This is a genomic window from Rhodococcus sp. NPDC003383 (assembly GCF_053589115.1).
The window spans coordinates 150,981-168,981 of the sequence record NZ_JBSFRG010000007.1 but is presented as its reverse complement, the minus strand read 5'-3'; the positions used below and the strand labels follow the sequence as shown (position 1 = coordinate 168,981).

Sequence of the window (18,001 nt, the reverse complement as noted above, 5' to 3'; positions counted from 1 at the left end):
CCGTGGGAGCCTGCGTGTTCTGCGACATCGTGGCCGGTACCGCACCGGCGCGGCGGGTGTTCGAGGACGAGACGGTCGTCGCGTTCCTCGACATCCGGCCGATCTCGCGCGGTCACGTCCTCGTGGTGCCCCGGGCCCACGCGGCCCGGCTCGAGGAACTCGCGCCGGACGACGGCGCGGCGATGTTCCGCGTCGGACAGCGCCTGGCGCGGGCACTGGCCCGCTCGGACCTCACACCCGACGGCGCCCACCTGGTGCTCAACGACGGCCGGGCCGCGTTCCAGACCGTCGATCACGCCCACCTGCACGTGTTGCCGCGCTGGAACGGCGACAAGGTACGCCTGGCGGCCGGGCTCCTCCGGCGCCGCCCCGACGACCCGGACGCGATCGCAGCCCTGATCCGCGCCGGACTGGACCGATTGGAAGCAGAGGATCCCCGTTGAGCACCGACCAGACTCCCGAAACCCCCGAATTTCCCGTGGAGAAGATCCGTTCGCTGCTGTTCGAGCAGTTCGCGGTCATCGACGATCTGATCGCCGACCTCGACACGGACACCTGGTTCACCCCGTCGACGCTGCCGGGCTGGACCGTCAAGGACATCGTGGCGCACCTGATCGGCACCGAATCGCTCCTCGCGGGTGAAGAGACCCCGCACGTCGACATCGACGTGCACGCGCTCGGTCACGTGCACAACGAGATCGGCGCGCTCAACGAACGGTGGGTGGAGTCGATGCGCGGCACACCGGGCACGGCCATCCTCGAGCGGTACCGGCAGATCGTCGCGCGCCGGCGCGACCAGCTCTCGAAGATGACACAGGAATGGTTCGACACACCCGCGCAGACGCCGGCCGGTCCGGCGACCTACGGGCGCTTCATGCGCATCCGCGTATTCGATTGCTGGATGCACGAACTCGACATCAGGGACGCGCTCGGGATCCCCGGCGACGAGGGCGGTCCGCGCGCCGAGCTGGCGTTCGCCGAGATCGTCGGGTCGCTGGCGTATGTCGTCGGCAAGCTCGGCAAGGCCCCGGACGGCTCCCGCATCACGTTCGAGCTGACCGGCCCGCTCGCCCGCACCCTGCACGTGGAGGTCCACGGACGGGCCGCGCTCGTTCCCGCGCTGTCGGGCGAGGCGACCAGCACGATCACCCTCGATTCGGGACTGTTCGCGCGGCTCGCCGGCGGACGCGTCCGCGCGTTCGACCACCTCGACGAGATCACCCTCGGCGGGGACACCACGGTCGGGCGGCGCATCGTCGACAATCTGGCGTTCACCATCTGACCGTTCCCGATGCGCCTGTTCCTCTCGTCGTACCGTTTCGGCGCCGACCCGGCGGCGCTGCTGCGGGTGACCGGTCCGCCCGGGCCGCTCGCGGTGATCGCGAATGCCGCCGATTCCTGGCCCGCGCAGGCCCGGCAGTCGTCGCTGAACAGCGAGTTCGGTCCGCTGCGGGAACTCGGATTCGATCCGGTCGAGGTGGATCTGCGCGACCACGTCGGCGCACCGGAGTCGTTGCGCGCCAGGCTGTCCGAGTTCCGGGTGGTGTGGGTGCGCGGCGGCAACACGTTCGTGTTGCGGGCCCAGCTCGCGCGCTCCGGCGGCGACACGGTGCTCACCGACCTCGTCCGGTCCGGGGCGCTCGCGTACGCCGGGTACAGCGCCGGCGCGTGCGTGGTGACGCCGACGCTGCGCGGCGTCGAGTTCTCCGACGACCCGGGCGAGGTCGAGCCGACGTGCGGGATCGCCCCGCAGTGGGACGGCCTCGGTCTGGTGGATTTCGCGATCGTGCCGCACGCCGGCGGGTCGCCGCTGGACGACGGCGGCAGCCGCCGCGCCGTGGATCTCCTGACGCGCAACGGCATCGCGTTCCGGGCTCTGACCGACGACGACACGATCGTTGTGGACACATCGGACGGAACGGATACTTCTCACTGCTAACATCCGACGATGGAGTCGCTGTCGGATCTGTTCAGCGCCGGTACTGCGCCCTGGTGGGCGGCACCGGTCGCTCTCGTCGTCGGAGTGGTACTCGGGGTGGTCGCCGCGCGCGGTGGCCGGAAGGCGACCCGGCAACCGGCACCCGCGCCGGTGCTGCGCGCGACCGATCGTGCCCTGCACGTGCGGTTTCTCCAGGTCGCCGACAACGTCCACAATCATCTCTTCGAGCTCGACCGCTCCGAGCTGGCCGACGTCGAACTCGACGAGGCCCTGCAGTCGGAGGACCCGCGTCTGCGGGCGATCGCACGCGGCATCGTCGATCTCGACGCGATCGTGAACGAGATGCGGCTGACGGCACCGGATCCGGTGCTCGCCGCGGCGGAGTCGGCGTTCGCGTTCCTCACCGCGGCGTCGAGCGACGGCATCGACGATCCGGACGGGTTCCGGGACCGGTACGTCACGGAGAAGCGTCGGTTCGTCGACGCGGTGCGGTCCACTCATCCCCCGGCGACATCGCATTCTTGAGGGCAATCCCGGGACCGTGTCGTTATCTAAGTGACATGTGTGACTGATGTGACTGCTGTTACGTTGGCACGGCGTCGACTGTGCGGCATCACTCCGGAGGTCCCATGCGCTCGTCCCTGCGACATCGTCTGGCTCTCGCCCTGCCCGTGACCCTCGCCGCGACCTGCGTTCTCGTGCTCGGCGGGACCGGAACCGCATACGCCGCGTGCCCACCGGGCAGCGGTACCGGCAGCTCGGCGCCGGGGACCGGCAGTGCACTGCCCGGCACCGGGAGCAGACTGCCCGGCACCGGCAGCGCGCTGCCCGGCAGCTCCGAGCCCGGCGTCACCCCGATCCCCTGGCTCAACGGGCAGGACGGCCGCCTCCCCCAGCTGAAGGGCACCACGACCGCGGTCGCGCACATGACCGGACTGATGGGTGACAACGACACCGTGCCCCGGTTCGGCGTACTCGGCACCGATCTCGGCATCATGTGGGACAACGGCGAGGGTCAGGTCCTCGCGGCTTTCGGAGACACGTTCGGGTTCAATCGCAATCCGTTCTGCGGACTCGTCGGCGATTGGCGCAGCAACGTCCTGTTCCGCAGCACCGACCGGAACCTGTCCGACGGCATGAGCATCGACAGCGCTCCCCTGGATCGCCCGAACCACGCCCGCGAACTGATCGAGAGCCGCAAGGTCAACGGCGTCGAGATCACCACGATCCCCACCGCCGGCATCGCCGTCGGCGGGGTCCAGTACCTCGATTTCATGTCGGTACGCAGCTGGGGTGCCCCCGGCGAGTGGCACACGAACTTCTCCGCGCTCGCCTCGTCGACGGACAACGGGGAGACCTGGACGGTCCACCCCCTCACGGCACGTCTGAACGAATCCGTCAGCGGCAACGCCAACTTCCAGATGGGCGCGTTCGTCGAACACGACGGCTGGATCTACAAGTTCGGCACCCCGTCGGGGCGCAACGGCGCCGCCCACCTGGCTCGGGTGCGGCCGGAATCGCTGCTCGACCCGCTCGCCTACGAGTACTGGGACGGCATCGGAGCCTGGGTGCCGACCGACCCGAAGGCCGCGGGCGTCGTGATCCCTGGGCCGGTCAGCGAACTGTCCGTCGCCTACAACGAGCATCTCGGCGGGTTCGTGGCGCTATACACCGATGCGACGAACTCGATCGTCGCGCGGACCTCCGCAACGCTCGAATCCGGCTGGAGCGAACCGAAGGTGCTGGTGAGCAGCCGGGACGTGCCGAGCGTGTACGGCGCGTTCATCCACCCGTGGTCGTCGGGCAAGGACCTGTACTACCTGGCCAGCACGTGGTCGGACTACAACGTGATGCTGCTGCGCACCGACCTCGAGGCCGCGAAGCTGCCGAAGCCGGTGGCACCGCCGCCGCCGGCGTGACCGCACGTATCGTCTCGACCATGGCAATCATCCATCAGAACGCCCGGTTGTCGCCGACGAAGGCCGAGGTCCTTGCGGCATGGGTGCCATCGCAGCCGTGGGCCGCCGGCGCGACCGACCTCGACCGGATCGGCGGGTTCCGCTTCGACGACCCCGACGGCGAGGTCGGCGTCGAAACCCACCTGCTGCGCACCGGGGACGGGCGAATCCTGCAGGTCCCGTTGACCTATCGCGCCGCCCCGCTCGACGGCGCCGAGGACTCGCTGGTCGGCATGATGGAGCACACCGTGCTCGGGACCCGCTGGGTGTACGACGCGTGCGCCGACCCGGTGTACGTCGCCGCGCTGGTCACCACGATCGCGACCGGCGGCGGCGCGGCCGAACTCTTCGATGCCACGACCGGCGCGACCATCGACGCCCCGGTGCAGGTGGCCGGCAGCGGATCCCCCGAGGCACCGGTACCGGCTCTCGGCCGGATCACCCACACGAGCGACTCGACGACGACCACGGTGTCGGCGGGCGACGTCGAGATCGAGGTGCTGCGCGTACTCGATGAGCAGGACGGACCAGCCCGGCCGGGCGGCGTCCTCACCGGCACGTGGCCGGGGCGCACCTCCCCCGCGGTCCTCGCGGTCGCGAAGAGCGCCCGGTCGGTAGGGTGAATTCATGAGCCAGAACAACGACAATCGTCGCGTCGAGCATCTTCCCGAGCAGTCGCGATTCGCTCTCTACATCGGTGACGCGCTCGCCGGCTACGCCGACTACACGCAGGTCGGCGACGTGCGCGACTTCGACCACACGGTCACCGAGCCGGAGTTCCGCGGTCAGGGCGTCGCCGGTGACGTCGTCCGCCAGGCGCTGGACGCGACCCGCGCCGAGGGTCTGAAGATCGGGACCTCGTGCTCCTACGTCGCGAAGTTCGTCTCCGAGCATCCCGAGTACCGCAACTGATCGGTCCGGTCAGGCACACAACCGCAGACGCAAACGTCAGCCGCCCACGTCCGAAACGTGGGCGGCTGACGTTTTCGTGTACGCGATCGGTGAAGATTTACAAATCGCTCCATATGTCTAGACAGTGGATGGTGTCGCGCGTAACGTCCACCACAGGGTGATCCACGTCATACGGAGGAGAAGACGGTGACGACACGCGACATCGACCGGCCGCAGCCGGCAGCTGCGCAGCAGTGGCGCGACCGCAAGCGATATCTGTGGCTGCTCGGACTGGTCCCGCCCACCGCGATCTTCGTCGCGACCGCCCTCGTGTGGGCGTTCGGACAACTCGGCTGGAGCGCCGTGGCTCCCGTGTGGTGGTGGATCGGCCCCCTGCTGGTCTACGTGATCCTGCCGATCCTGGACCGCTTCTTCGGCCCGGACGGCCAGAACCCGCCCGACGAGGTCATGGAACGTCTCGCCGCCGACCGCTACTACCGGTACTGCACCTACGCCTACATCCCGTTCCAGATCCTCAGCCTCGTCTTCGCGTGCTACCTGTGGTCGGCGCAGGAACTCGGATGGCTCGGGCTCGACGGCGGCCTCGGCCTCGTGTCGAAGATCGGGCTGGCGATCAGCATCGGCGTGATGGGCGGCGTCGGCATCAACACCGCCCACGAACTCGGCCACAAGAAGGAGCAGCTCGAACGCCGGCTGTCGAGAATCGCCCTGGCGCAGACCTTCTACGGCCACTTCTACATCGAGCACAACCGCGGCCACCACGTCCGGGTGTCGACACCCGAGGATCCGGCGAGCGCCCGTTTCGGCGAGTCGTTCTGGTCGTTCCTGCCGCGCAGCGTGTGGGGTGGACTGAAGTCGTCGTGGCACCTCGAGAAGACGCGGCTCGAGCGACTCGGCAAGGGTCCGTGGACCTTCCGCAACGACGTCCTGTCCGCGTGGCTGCTGTCGGTGGCGCTGTTCACCGTGCTGGTCGTCGTGTTCGGGCCGGCGGTGCTGCCGTTCCTGATCATCCAGGCCGTCTACGGCTTCTCCCTGCTCGAATCGGTGAACTACCTCGAGCACTACGGACTGCTCCGCCGCCGCACCGAATCCGGCCGCTACGAACGGTGCACGCCCGAACACAGCTGGAACTCCGATCACATCGTGACCAACATCTTCCTGTACCACCTGCAGCGTCACAGCGATCATCACGCGAACCCGACCCGCCGCTACCAGACGCTGCGCAGCATGGACGGCGCCCCGAATCTGCCCAGCGGCTACGCGAGCATGGTCGGCCTGACCTACTTCCCGCCCTTGTGGCGCAAGGTGATGGACCATCGGGTCCTCGACCACTACGACGGCGATCTGTCCCGCGTGAACATCCAGCCGAGCAAGCGCGAGAAGATCCTCGCCCGATACGGGCAGACCGGCTGATGGCCGCGTACGAATGCCCGGTGTGCAACTACGTCTACGACGAGGCTACCGGCGCACCGCGCGAGGGATTCCCGGCCGGCACCGCGTGGGCGGCGGTGCCCGACGACTGGTGCTGCCCCGACTGCGGAGTCCGCGAGAAGATCGATTTCGAACCGAAAGGCACCTGACATGGCTACCGACTACCGGCTGTTCCGTTGCCTCGTCTGCGGTTTCGAGTACGACGAGGCAGCCGGCTGGCCCGACGAGGGCATCGAGCCGGGCACCCGCTGGGATGACATTCCCGACGACTGGTCGTGCCCGGACTGCGGTGCCGCCAAGGCGGACTTCGAAATGGTCGAGATCGTTCGGCGCTGACCGAAACCGCTAACTGAAACCCATCACCCGGTCGCCCCACATCTCCCGCAGATGCCCGTCCGGATCGGGGACGACGGAATCGGTGCCGTCGAGCACGAGGGTCATGCGGGTCTCGGCCGTGTACGGCGCCCAGTGCCGGGACCCGTCGAGCGCGGCGGGCACGCCGTGGTGCGCGAACGCCGTCCAGCGTCGCCGGATCCGGCCGGACAGCTCGGTCGCAGCCTTCCGCCCACCGAGCCAGAACGTCGGGTCGCGGCCGAGTGTGCCGAAATTGCCGAAGACATACGGCAGTTCGGTGGCGTGTCCCGCCCCGATGCGGGCCGCGCGGAGCGCCGGCGTCGCGTGGTCGAAGCGGTACACCCAGGTCGGTGAATGGGTGCTGTGCGCGTCGGCGATCCACAACACCGGCATCCGGAACCCTGCATCCCGCGAAAGTGCCATCGCGCCACTCGGTTTCGTCTCGGCCGGATAGGCCGCGAGGATCTCCCGGACCCGTTCGGGCGGCAGGTCCGCCCCGTCCGCGGCGAGGGCAGCGAACATGGCCTGCACCGCGGCGTCGTCGATCGGCATCAGCGGGGACTTCATCCACCGGAAGATCGACGGCTCGTCCCGGTTCGATCCGATGATCAGCGGGATCCGGTGCGACAGACCCTTCTGGAACGCCGCCACCGGATACTTCGGCACCAGGTCCCGGTCGACGACCGGTGCCAGCGCCAGAGTGCCCGGCACCTTCATCGGGATCTCGCGGGCCAGCACGTCCCCGGCCGCGGTGAGCTGTTCGTGCGGCAGGTCGCGCAGCTTCGCCACCCGGGACGTCGGAATGTCGAGGACCTCCAGGAACCGTTCGGCGACGGTGGCCGCACGCTCGCGGCCGTACGCCGACGTCGCCGGCGGCGACTGGGCGATCGCCGCGTGGAACAGTCCCTCGGCGCGCGGCACCGTCATCAGCGTCGTGATCGAGCATCCGCCCGACGATTCCCCGAAGACCGTCACCCGCGCCGGGTCGCCCCCGAACGCCGAGATGCAGTCGCGTACCCATTCCAGGGCCGCGATCTGGTCGCGCAGCCCCAGGTTCGATTCGAACGTCGAGTCCGCCGTCGAGAACGACGACAGGTCGAGGAACCCGAGTGCGCCCAGCCGGTAGTTGAGCGTCACGACCACGACGTCGCCGGACTCGCAGAGCCGGCGGCCGTCGTAGATCTTCTGCCCGGAATAGCCGAGGATGTAGGCGCCGCCGTGGATCCACACCATCACCGGGCGGGGCTCGCCGTCCGGTTCGGGCGCCCAGATGTTCAGCGAGAGGCAGTCCTCCCCGATCGTCTGGCCGGGATCGACCGGGATCGGATTGTCGCGGCCCTGCGGCGCGATCGGCCCGAAGTCGCGGCAGTCGCGGACCCCGGCCCACGGTTCCGGCGGCTCGGGGGCACGGAAACGCAGGTCGCCCCCGGTCGGCGCCGCATACGGAAGTCCCTTCCACACGAACACCGATCCGTCCCGGTACCCGCGGGCCGAACCGTACTTGCAGTCGATCGTGAGTGTCTCGGGTTCCACGTGACCTCCCGTTTCCCGGCGACTGTCGCCAAGGTACCAACTGTCTGCACGCTCGGTGCAGAGACCGGTGGTCGCTTCTAGTCGACGACCGCCTCCGGCTCGACCGGTTGGTCGGGCAGCACCTCGTCGGAGAGGGGCACGAGGAAGCCGATGTGCGCGAAGTAGGTCACGTACCAGGCGAGCACCTCGTCGTCGACCACCGGGCACTCGATGCCGGAGTCCGCGAGCGCACGGCGCGCGTTCTCGTCGTCGAAGTCCTCCGCCTCGGACAGGCCCTGCGCGAACTCGCCGGCAACCAGCACCGCGCGGGTGAGGCTGTCGTCGCCGCGCTCGGCCAGCGTCTGCGACATCTCGATCAGCGTCGACGCGAACACCTCGTCGGTCACCGGCCGCAGCGTGAAGCCGTGTGCCCGCAACCGCGCCACGATGTCCTCCGCGGCGACGCGGCGCCGGTTGACGAGGTGGAAGTTCCCGCCCACGGTCGACGGATCGAGCGCGAGCGCGACCAGCGCCGACGCGACGTACGTGACGGGGACGAGCGCGACCGAGCCGACCGCCGACTCCGGCACCATCCGCAGCGCCACCATCGCCCGCACCACGTTCCAGAACGCGTCGTCGGTTCCGGCCGCCCCGGACACGGTGTCGCCGCTGATCAGACCCGGCCGGTAGATCGAGACCGGGATGCCGCGGCGCCGCGCGACGGCGACGAGTTCCTCGGCCACCCACTTGCTGCGCACATACCCCGACTCCATGACCCGCTCGCTCGGAAGCCGGTCGTCCTCGCCCACCAGCCGCGGTGCGCCGTCCTCGGACGCGGGCGCGGCGGTGTCGGTGAGCACCGACCCGGTGGAGACGAAGTGCACGGGCTTGACCGTCCCGGTGACGGCGAGACGGAGGATCTCCTCGGCGCCGGACACGTTCGCCGCCCGCATCCTGCTGTACGGCTCGATGTGATTGACGCGGGCACCGTTGTGCACGATGAAGTCCACGCCGCGGGCGAGATCGTCGAACTCGGTGTCGGACAGCCCGAATCGCGGCTGCGCCAGGTCACCCGGCACCACCACGATCCGGCCCCGGTAGTACTCGCGCCACAGCCCGAACGCGCGCATCCCCGCCTCGATGCGGTCGAGGCCCTCCTCTTCGGAGGCCGTCCGTACTAGGCACCACACGCGCATGCCGCTGTGCGAGAGCAGGTCCCGCAGCAGGTAGCGGCCGAGGAAACCGGTGGCTCCGGTCAGCAGGACGCGGCGGCCGTCCGGTCGCGCTGCCGGGATCCCGTCCGGGACGATGTCCGCGGCGAGTTCGAGATCGCCCTCCCACTCGGCGGCGGGCGCGGCCTCCTGCGCTCCGGCCTCGATCAGCCGGGCCAGCCGGTAGACCGGTGCGTGCTCGAACAGCTGCGGCACCGTGACCTCGACGCCGAAGCGCTCGGTCACCGCGGCGGCCAGCGACAGGATCAGCAGCGAGTGCCCGCCGAGTTCGAAGAAGTCGTCGTCCGCACCGACCTGTTCGACGCCGAGCAGCCGGGCATAGATCTCCGCGACGCCCTGCTCGTACCGGGTCGAGGGGGCCCGGAACGGACGCGCCGCCACCGACGGCACCGGCAGTGCCCGCCGGTCCAGCTTGCCCGACGGGGTGAGCGGCAGCTCGTCGAGCACCACGATCGCCGCCGGCACCATGTGTGCGGGCAGTCGGGAGGCGACGGTGCGCAGCAGTTCCTGCTCGTCGAGGACACCCTCGGCGGCCGGCACGACGTAGGAGACGAGTCGCGGTGCCGTGTCCCGTCCCACCGTCACCGCCGCGGCGACCGAGTCGTCGGCCCGGAGCGCGGCGTCGATCTCTCCGAGTTCGATACGCAGCCCGTGGATCTTGATCTGGAAGTCGGCGCGTCCGTGGTAGACGAGTTCGCCGGTGGCGGTGCGGCTCACCACGTCCCCGGTGCGGTACATGCGCTCGCCCCACCCGCCGTGGGGGTTGGCGACGAACCGGTCCGCGGTGAGCGCGGGCCGCCGGTGGTAACCGCGGGCGAGCGCGTCACCGACGAGATACAGCTCGCCGGGAACACCGGCCGGCACCGGCCGCAGTCGCGAATCGAGCACCAGATGTCCGGCTCCGCGAACCGGATGACCCAGTGCCACAGGAACATCCGGCGACAGCGGACCGGCGGTGTGCGTCATGATCGTCGCCTCGGTGGGTCCGTACGCATTGAACACGGCGCGTCCACCGGTCGACCATCTCCGGACCACGTCGCCGGTCACCGCTTCCCCACCGGTGACGAGAACCCGGCAGTCGTCGAGATCGTCCGGGTCGACGGTGGCGGCGACCGACGGGGTGAGGAACGCGTGGGTGACGGCCCGGTCCCGCATCAGCGCGGCGAGCGCGGTGCCGCCGTACGCGTGCGCGGGCGCGACGACGACGGTCGCGCCGGCCGACAGCGCGAAGACCTGCTCGAGGACGGACGCGTCGAAGCTCGGCGAGGCGACGTGCAGCACCTTGGACCGCGCATCGAGCCGGTACCGTTCGCGGACCTCCACACACAGGTTGTAGAGACCGGTGTGGGTGACGGTCACACCCTTCGGGGTGCCGGTCGAGCCGGAGGTGTAGATCACGTAGGCGACGTCGTCCGGACGCACCCGGGGGAACCCGTCCGGATCGATATCGGAATCGGTTGCGGCGGAGCTTGTTTCGTCCTCTTCGTTGAGCGCGAGCCAGTGCGGCCCCTCCGGCAGCGCCGGACGGTGCTCGGCCAGGGTCAGGCCCACCCGCGCACCGGAATCGGTGACGATGTGCGCGAGCCGGTCCGCGGGATAGTCGACGTCGACGGGTACGAACCCGGCACCGCACCGCGCGACCGCCCACATCGCGAGGATCGATTCGGCGGACCGGGGCACCGCGACGAGCACGAGATCGCCTCGGCCGACGCCGTGTTCCCGCAGGGTCCGCGCCCACCGGCGCGCAGCGGCGTCGACGTCGGCGTAGGTCAGCGCGGTGTCGCCGCTCACCACCGCGACCGCGGTCGGGTCGGCGGCGGCCGCGTCGAGCAGCTCCGGCAGCGTCTGCGGCCGCAATCCGATCCGCCGGCCCGACGCGAGCACCCCGGCCCGCTCGTCGGGCGAGAGGATCTCGACGTCGCCGACCGCCGTGTCCGGGACGCCGGTGACGGCGTCGAGGATCCGCACGAGCCGCTCGGCCAGCACCTCGACGGTCGCCGCGTCGAACAGGTCGGTGACGTAGCCGATCCCGAGGGACAGCGCGCCGGTGTCGTCGGCGGCCTCCCCGATCGCGAACTCCAGGTCGAACTTCGACAGGTGCGTCTCGACGGGGAATTCGGCAACGGTCAGGTCCGGCAGCGTGAGCTCCTGCCGGGCGAAGTTCTGGTAGGCCAGCGCCACCTGGAACAGGGGATGCCGCCCCGGCGACCGCTCGGGCTCGAGCACCTCGACGAGCCGCTCGAACGGGATCTCCGAGTTCGCCTGTGCGCCGAGGTCGATGTCCCGGACCCGGGACAGGAACGCGGTGAACGACTCGGCGGGGTCGATCTCGGTGCGCAGCACGACCGTGTTGACGAACATGCCGACGAGATCGTCGAGGACCGGGTGACCGCGGCCCGCCGACGGGGTCCCGATGGCGATGTCGGTGGAGCCGGACAGCCGGGACAGCAGCAGCGCCAGCGCGGCGTGCACGACCATGAACGGGGTCGCACCGTGTCGCTCGGCCGTGGCGTCGATCGCGGCGCGGGTGGCGGCCGGGATCCTCATGTGGATCCTGCCGCCGCGGCCGGATCCCGTGGCGGGCCTGCGCCGATCGGCGGGCAGGTCGAGCTGGGCGGGCAGTCCCGCCAGGCGCTCCCGCCAGTAGGCCAGTTTGCGGCTGTGTGCCGATTCGGGATCGGATTCGTCGCCGAGCATCTCCCGCTGCCACAGCGCGTAGTCCGCGTACTGCACGGGCAGCGGTTCCCAGTCGGGTGCCTGCCCGGCGACGCGGGCGGCGTAGGCCGCCATGAGGTCCCGGATCAGCGGGGCCACCGAGAAGCCGTCCGCCGCGATGTGGTGAACGACCACCGCGAGCACGTACTCGTCGTCCCCGGCGCGCAGCAGCCGGGCCCGCACGGGAACCTCGGCGGTGACATCGAATCCGGCACCGGCGAGGGCGATGAGCTCCTCGTCGAGCCGGTCCGCGGGCACGTCGAGGATCGGCAACTGCGGCCGGGCCTGCTCGACCGGCAGCACGACCTGCAGGCCGGCACCGTCCACCTCGGGATAGACGGTGCGCAGCACCTCGTGCCGCGCCACGACGTCACCGAACGCCTCGCCCAGCGCGTCGACGTCGAGGGTCCCCGACAGCCGGACCACCAGCGGAATGTTGTGCAACCCCGAACCGGTGTCGAACCGGTTGAGGAACCACATCCGCGACTGCGACCAGGACAGCGGGACCTGCTCCGGCCGCGGGCCGGCCACCGGACCGGCGACGGCCACCGCGGGCTCGGAATCCTCCAGCAGCGCAGCGAATTCGGCGACGGTGCGGGTGTCGAACAGCGACCGGACGGTCACCTCGACACCCAGTTCGTCGGCAAGCCGCGCCGCCACCTGCGTGGCGGACAACGAGTTCCCGCCGAGCGCGAAGAAGTCGTCCTGCGCACCGACGGTCTCGGCGTCGAGGACCGCGGCGAACACGTCCGCGACGATCCGCTCGACCTTCGTTGCGGGCGCCACGAATTCGCGGGTCTCGAACACCGGCGCGGGCAGGGCCGCACGATCGAGCTTGCCCGACGACGTGACCGGGAAGTCGTCCACGACGACGATCGTGTCCGGCACCAGGTGGGCGGGCAGAACCCGGACGAGCGCGCTGCGCAGGGCACCGGGATCCACATCGTTCGCGTTGTCGGCCGGCACCGGCACGACATACGCGACGAGCCGATCACCGGCGTCGGCGTGATGGACCGTGGCGACCGCTCGTGCGACCTCGGACCGGTTCAGCAGCGCCGATTCGATCTCGCCCAGTTCGATGCGCACGCCGCGGATCTTGACCTGGGAGTCGGTGCGTCCCAGGTAGACGAGCTGCCCCTCGGGGGTCCACTTCACACTGTCGCCCGTGCGGTACAGACGCGCGCCGGGCGGGCCGAACCGGTCGGCGACGAATCGTTCGGCCGTCAGGTCCGGCCGGCCGTGATAGCCGCGGGCCTCCTGGACGCCGGACAGGTACAGCTCACCCCTGACCCCGACCGGGACGGGATGCATCCGCGAGTCCAGCACCACCGCACGGGTGTTCCACACCGGCCGGCCCATCGGCACCGGCCGCGTCGCCAGGTACGGCATCGGCGGCACCAGCGCCGAGGTCGCGTGCACCGTGAACTCGGTGGGCCCGTAGAGGTTGTGCACGGCCGCGCGGGACACCGCCCGGAACGCGCCGACGGTCGCGGCGGGCAGCGCCTCCCCCGCCACGGCGACCGCGCGCAGCGTGCGCAGCGCCGCCGGATCGGGCACCGTCGTCGCGAACACCGACAGCATCGAGGGCACGAACGAGGTGAGGGTGACCGCGCGGCGGTCGATGATGTCGGCGAGCTGCCGCGCGTCGCGGTGCGCATCCGGCGCGGCGACAACCATCCTGGCTCCGGATGCCAAGGGCGCGAACATCTCCCACACCGAGACGTCGAATGTGGCCGGAGTCTTCCACAGGACGGTGTCGGCGACGCTGATCCGGAACAGATCCGCGATCCACAACAGCTGGTTGACCACCGCCCGATGCGGCACGGCGACACCCTTCGGCTCACCGGTCGAGCCCGAGGTGAACAGCACGTACGCGGTGTTGTCGGGACGCAGCGGTGCGAGCCGCTCCGAGTCGTGCAGCGGCGCACCGCTCAGGTCGGGGAAGTCGCCGATCCGCAGCACGGGCACCGCCCGGCCTTCGTCGCTCCACTCCACCGTGGAGCCGATGAGCACCGCCACGGGCCGGGCCGCGGCGAGCACCCGCTCGGTGCGCGCGGCGGGCTGATCGGGGTCGACGGGCACGTACGCCCCACCGGCGTGCAGAACCGCATGGACCGCCACCAGCAGCTCGACCGAGCGCGGTGCGACGACCGCGACGGTGCGCTCGGGTCCGACCCCGGACGCGACGAGCCGCCGGGCCAGCCGGTGCACCCGGGCGGCGAAATCCGCGTAGGTCAGGATCCCGTCGTCGTCGACGACGGCCTGCAGATGGGGAGTGCGCGCGACCTGCGCATCGAGCAGCCGCGGCACCGTGGCCGGCGGCACCTGCCGGTCCGTCGAGTTCCAGCGGCTCAGCACGGTGCCGAGTTCGGCCCGATCCAGGAGGCGGTGATCGCCGACTGCACGGTCCGGGGCGGCGGTGGCCTCGGCGAGGATCCGCACGAAGCGCCGCACGAACATCGCGATCGTGCCCTCGTCGAACAGGTCGGTCGCGTAGGCGACCTCACCGAACATGCCGCCCGGCTCGTGGTCGTTGCCGAGTCGCTCGGCGAGCGTGACCTGCAGATCGAACTTCGCCCGCCGGGTCGGGACGTCGACCGTGGTGACGGTCAGCGACGGAAGCTCGAGCTGTGTCGCGTCGAGGTTCTGGAAGGCGAACATCACCTGGAACAACGGGTGGTAGGCCTGCGACCGGGCCGGGGCGAGGTCGTCGACGATGCAGTCGAACGGCACGTCCTGGTTGCCGAACGCCTCCAGGTCGATGTCGCGCACGCGGGTCAGCAGCCGGGTGAACGACTCCCCCGCGTCGATCGGGGTGCGCAGCACCAGCGTGTTGACGAACATGCCGACGAGGTCGTCGAGGCCCGCGTCCCCGCGACCGGCCGACGGGGTGCCGACCGCGACGTCCGCGGTCCCGGACAGCCGCGCGAGGAGCACGGCGAGCGCCGCGTGCACCACCATGAACTCGGTGGTGCCGGTGGCCCGCGCCAGGTCCACCACCGCGCGGTGGACGTCCGCCGGAATCTCCACGGGCACCGCGGCACCGGACTGGGACGCCACCGCCGGCCGCGGCCGGTCCGTGGGGAGCTCGAGCCGGTCCTGCAGGCCGGCCAGTTGCTTGCGCCAGTAGGCGAGCTGCTGTGCCATGAGCGAATCCGGCTCGTCGGCATCTCCGAGCCGATCACGCTGCCACAGCGCGTAATCCGCGTACTGCACGGCGAGCGGGAGGCGTTCGGGCGCCACTCCCGCGGTGCGGGCGCCGTAGGCCCGCATCAGGTCGCGGGTGAGTGGTCCCGCCGAGAATCCGTCGCCGGCGATGTGGTGGACGACGACGACGAGAACGTGCTCGTCGTCCGCCACCCGCAGCAGGTGGGTGCGCACGGGGGCGGCCTCGGCGATGTCGAAGCCCTCCGACACGAGGGCGTCGATCCGGGCCGGAACCTCGTCCGGGGCGACGGTCTCGACCGGCACGGCACGCTGGGCGGCGCCGATCGGAAGCACCAGCTGGGTGCCTTCGCCGTCGACCTCCGGGTAGGCGGTGCGCAGCACCTCGTGCCGTTCGACGAGGTCGCCGACGGCCTGCTGCAACGCGTCGACGTCGAGGTCGCCGGTGAGGCGGACCACGAGCGGGATGTTGTAGAGGGACGAGCCCGGATCGAGGCGATCGAGCACCCACAGCCGCGTCTGCGACGGCGCCAGCGGCACCGGATAGGGCCGTGGTCCGGCGGCCAACGGGCCGTCTGCGCGGTCCTCGCCGGGTGTGCGGTCCAGCAACCGCGCCACCTCGACGACGGTCGGTGCGTCGAAGAAGTCCTGGACGGACAGCGGCCGGCCGACTCGGGCCGAGATGCGCGAGACCGCGCGGACCGCGGCGAGCGAGTTGCCGCCGAGCGCGAAGAAGTCGTCGTCGCCGCCGACCCGATCCCGCCCGAGCATCTCGGCGAACACCTCGGCGACCGCCGTCTCGGTGGCCGTCTCGAGCGGGCGATCGTCACCGGTCGCGGCGGAGGTCTCGGGCGCGGGCAGTGCCGCGCGGTCGAGCTTGCCGCTGGTGGTGAGCGGGAACTCGTCGAGCACGGTGTACGCGGTCGGGACCATGTAGTCGGGCAGGGACGCGGAGAGCGCGGCGCCCAGCGCCTCCTCGTCCCACGTGGCGCCCGGGTGCAGCCGCACGTACGCGACGAGGCGATCACCCAGGGTCTCGTCGGCATGCACGCGAACGGCGGCCTGGGCGATGCCGTCCTGCCGGGTGAGGGTTTCCTCGATCTCACCCAGTTCGATGCGCAGTCCGCGGATCTTGACCTGGAAGTCGCTGCGTCCGAGGTATTCCAGCTCGTCCGAGCGGGAACGCACCACGAGGTCGCCGGTCCGGTACATGCGTTCGCCGGGCGCCCCGTAGGGATTGGCGACGAACCGTTCCGCGGTCAGGTCCGGCCGGCCGACATATCCGAGCGCCAATTGTGTTCCGGCCAGGTACAACTCGCCCTCCGCGCCGGCCGGAACCCAGTTCAGGGCGCTGTCGAGGATCAGCAGGTCGGTGTCGGCGATGGGCGCGCCGATCGGCACCGAGTCGATGTCGGCATCGGTGACCTCGTGATGGGTCACGTCGACGGCCGCCTCGGTGGGCCCGTACAGGTTGTGGACCGCGACCCCGGGCAGCAGTTCCCGTACCAGTACCGCGATACGCGCCGGCAGCGCTTCACCGGATGCGAACAGGTACCGAAGAGGGGTGAGCGAATCGAGCTCGGCCTCGGCGACGAACACCGCGAGCATGGACGGCACGAAATGCGCGACGGTGACCCCGCGGTCGCGCATGAGATCCGCCAGGTAGCGCGGGTCCCGGTGCCCCTCGGGCACGGCGACGAGAAGACGCGCGCCGGCCTGCAACGGCCAGAACAACTCCCACACGGACACGTCGAAGGTGACCGGAGTCTTGTGCAGCACCACGTCCGCAGGTCCCAGCCGGTACTGCTCCTGGCGCCAGCGCAGGTTGGTGACGATCGCCTCGTGGGTCACCGCCACGCCCTTGGGCCGGCCGGTGGATCCGGAGGTGAAGATGACGTAGGCGGTGTCGGCGGCGTGCAGGGGACGACGGCGGTCGGCATCGGTGAGCGGGTCCGCCGATTCCGATCCGAGGTCGAGGGCCGTCACGTCGAGCACCTCGATCCCGTCTGCGGGCACCGGCGCAGCGGTCTCGGTGAGCAGGACCGCGGGCTCGGCGACCTCGAGGATGTAGGCCAGTCGCTCGGCGGGATGGTCCGGGTCGAGCGGCACGTACGCACCGCCTGCCTCGAGCACCGCGTACACGGCCACGAGCAGATCGAAGGACCGGCGCAGGGCGACGGCGACGGTGAGACCCGGCCCGACACCGGACTCGACGAGGCGGCGGGCCAGCCGCCGGGACCGGTCCGCCAGCTCGGCGTAGGTGTACTCGGCGCCGTCGAACTCGACGGCCACGGCGTCGGGAGTGGCGGCGGCCTGCGCGGCGAAGGCGGCGGGCAGGGTGTCCGGTCGCGCCGGCTCCGGCGACGCCTGCTCCTCCCCCGCGAACGCGGCGAGGTCCTCGGACAGTTCGGCCAGAGCGACGGCGACCTCGTCGGGACCACTCCCGGCGAGCCCGGGCAGCAGTCCGGTGAGCACGACGGGAACGAGTGCGTCGGGTCCGATCGCGTCGCCCATGGCGGCGCCGAGCGCAGCCAGTTCCTCGTTGAGGCCGGCGTAGGTGACGACGGCACCGTCGCGCACCAGAGCGACCCGTTCGGGGTCACGCGAGACGACATTCGCGATCAGTCGCGGCAGATTCTCGAGTTCCGACCGTCCGGAATCCTCGACATCCCGCATCCCGTATTCCACCTTTCCCCACATCGCTGTGCGCAGGCGGAGTCGCCGTCGACACCCTCCCGCGACCGCCCGAGCGCGAGCCGGGAGGTCTCGCAGCATGGTCGTCG

General features: G+C 70.6%; 12 protein-coding genes. 10 read left to right on the top strand and 2 right to left on the bottom strand.

Features of this window, described 5'->3' with window-relative positions; genetic code table 11:
* The first annotated feature begins 2 nt into the window (after positions 1-2).
* The 10 genes from ACWDTS_RS09350 (at position 3) to ACWDTS_RS09305 (ending at position 6,576) form a co-directional block, all read left to right on the top strand.
* On the top strand, positions 3-443 hold the full coding sequence (locus tag ACWDTS_RS09350; RefSeq protein ID WP_248675928.1) for an HIT family protein: 441 nt from the start codon (positions 3-5) through the stop codon (positions 441-443).
* Positions 440-1,282, top strand: a complete 843-nt coding sequence (locus tag ACWDTS_RS09345) for a maleylpyruvate isomerase family mycothiol-dependent enzyme (protein ID WP_231609792.1) — start codon at positions 440-442, stop codon at positions 1,280-1,282. Before ACWDTS_RS09350 ends, ACWDTS_RS09345 begins: the two co-directional genes overlap by 4 nt.
* 9 nt (positions 1,283-1,291) lie before the next feature.
* Positions 1,292-1,939 carry a Type 1 glutamine amidotransferase-like domain-containing protein gene (locus tag ACWDTS_RS09340; RefSeq protein ID WP_450118022.1) on the top strand — a complete coding sequence of 216 codons (648 nt, stop codon included), beginning with the start codon at positions 1,292-1,294 and terminating at the stop codon, positions 1,937-1,939.
* Positions 1,940-1,948: 9 nt separating this feature from the next.
* Entirely contained in the window at positions 1,949-2,464 is a 516-nt protein-coding gene (locus ACWDTS_RS09335; protein ID WP_450118021.1) for a hypothetical protein, read from the top strand.
* A gap of 104 nt (positions 2,465-2,568) precedes the next feature.
* Positions 2,569-3,858 (top strand): DUF4185 domain-containing protein, encoded by a 1,290-nt coding sequence (locus ACWDTS_RS09330; RefSeq protein ID WP_197250197.1) that lies wholly within the window; start codon positions 2,569-2,571, stop codon positions 3,856-3,858.
* Between the two features lie 20 nt (positions 3,859-3,878).
* Positions 3,879-4,520 (top strand): CG0192-related protein, encoded by a 642-nt coding sequence (locus ACWDTS_RS09325; RefSeq protein ID WP_197250196.1) that lies wholly within the window; start codon positions 3,879-3,881, stop codon positions 4,518-4,520.
* A gap of 4 nt (positions 4,521-4,524) precedes the next feature.
* Positions 4,525-4,809: a GNAT family N-acetyltransferase gene (locus ACWDTS_RS09320; protein WP_197250195.1), complete on the top strand. Its 285-nt coding sequence runs from the start codon at positions 4,525-4,527 to the stop codon at positions 4,807-4,809.
* Between the two features lie 186 nt (positions 4,810-4,995).
* Entirely contained in the window at positions 4,996-6,222 is a 1,227-nt protein-coding gene (locus ACWDTS_RS09315) for an alkane 1-monooxygenase (RefSeq protein WP_197250194.1), read from the top strand.
* The gene (locus ACWDTS_RS09310) at positions 6,222-6,389 is read left to right on the top strand and encodes a rubredoxin (protein ID WP_197250193.1); all 168 of its coding nucleotides are present in this window, start codon (positions 6,222-6,224) and stop codon (positions 6,387-6,389) included. Before ACWDTS_RS09315 ends, ACWDTS_RS09310 begins: the two co-directional genes overlap by 1 nt.
* Before the next feature lies 1 nt (position 6,390).
* A complete protein-coding gene (locus tag ACWDTS_RS09305; RefSeq protein ID WP_197250192.1) occupies positions 6,391-6,576 on the top strand; it encodes a rubredoxin in 186 nt (61 codons plus the stop codon).
* A 9-nt stretch (positions 6,577-6,585) separates the two neighbouring features.
* Here ACWDTS_RS09305 and ACWDTS_RS09300 read toward each other — a convergent pair whose 3' ends face one another.
* Positions 6,586-8,127, bottom strand: a complete 1,542-nt coding sequence (locus ACWDTS_RS09300) for a carboxylesterase/lipase family protein (RefSeq protein ID WP_197250191.1) — start codon at positions 8,125-8,127, stop codon at positions 6,586-6,588.
* Positions 8,128-8,204: 77 nt separating this feature from the next.
* Positions 8,205-17,894 carry an amino acid adenylation domain-containing protein gene (locus ACWDTS_RS09295; protein ID WP_450118020.1) on the bottom strand — a complete coding sequence of 3,230 codons (9,690 nt, stop codon included), beginning with the start codon at positions 17,892-17,894 and terminating at the stop codon, positions 8,205-8,207.
* Positions 17,895-18,001: the final 107 nt, after the last annotated feature.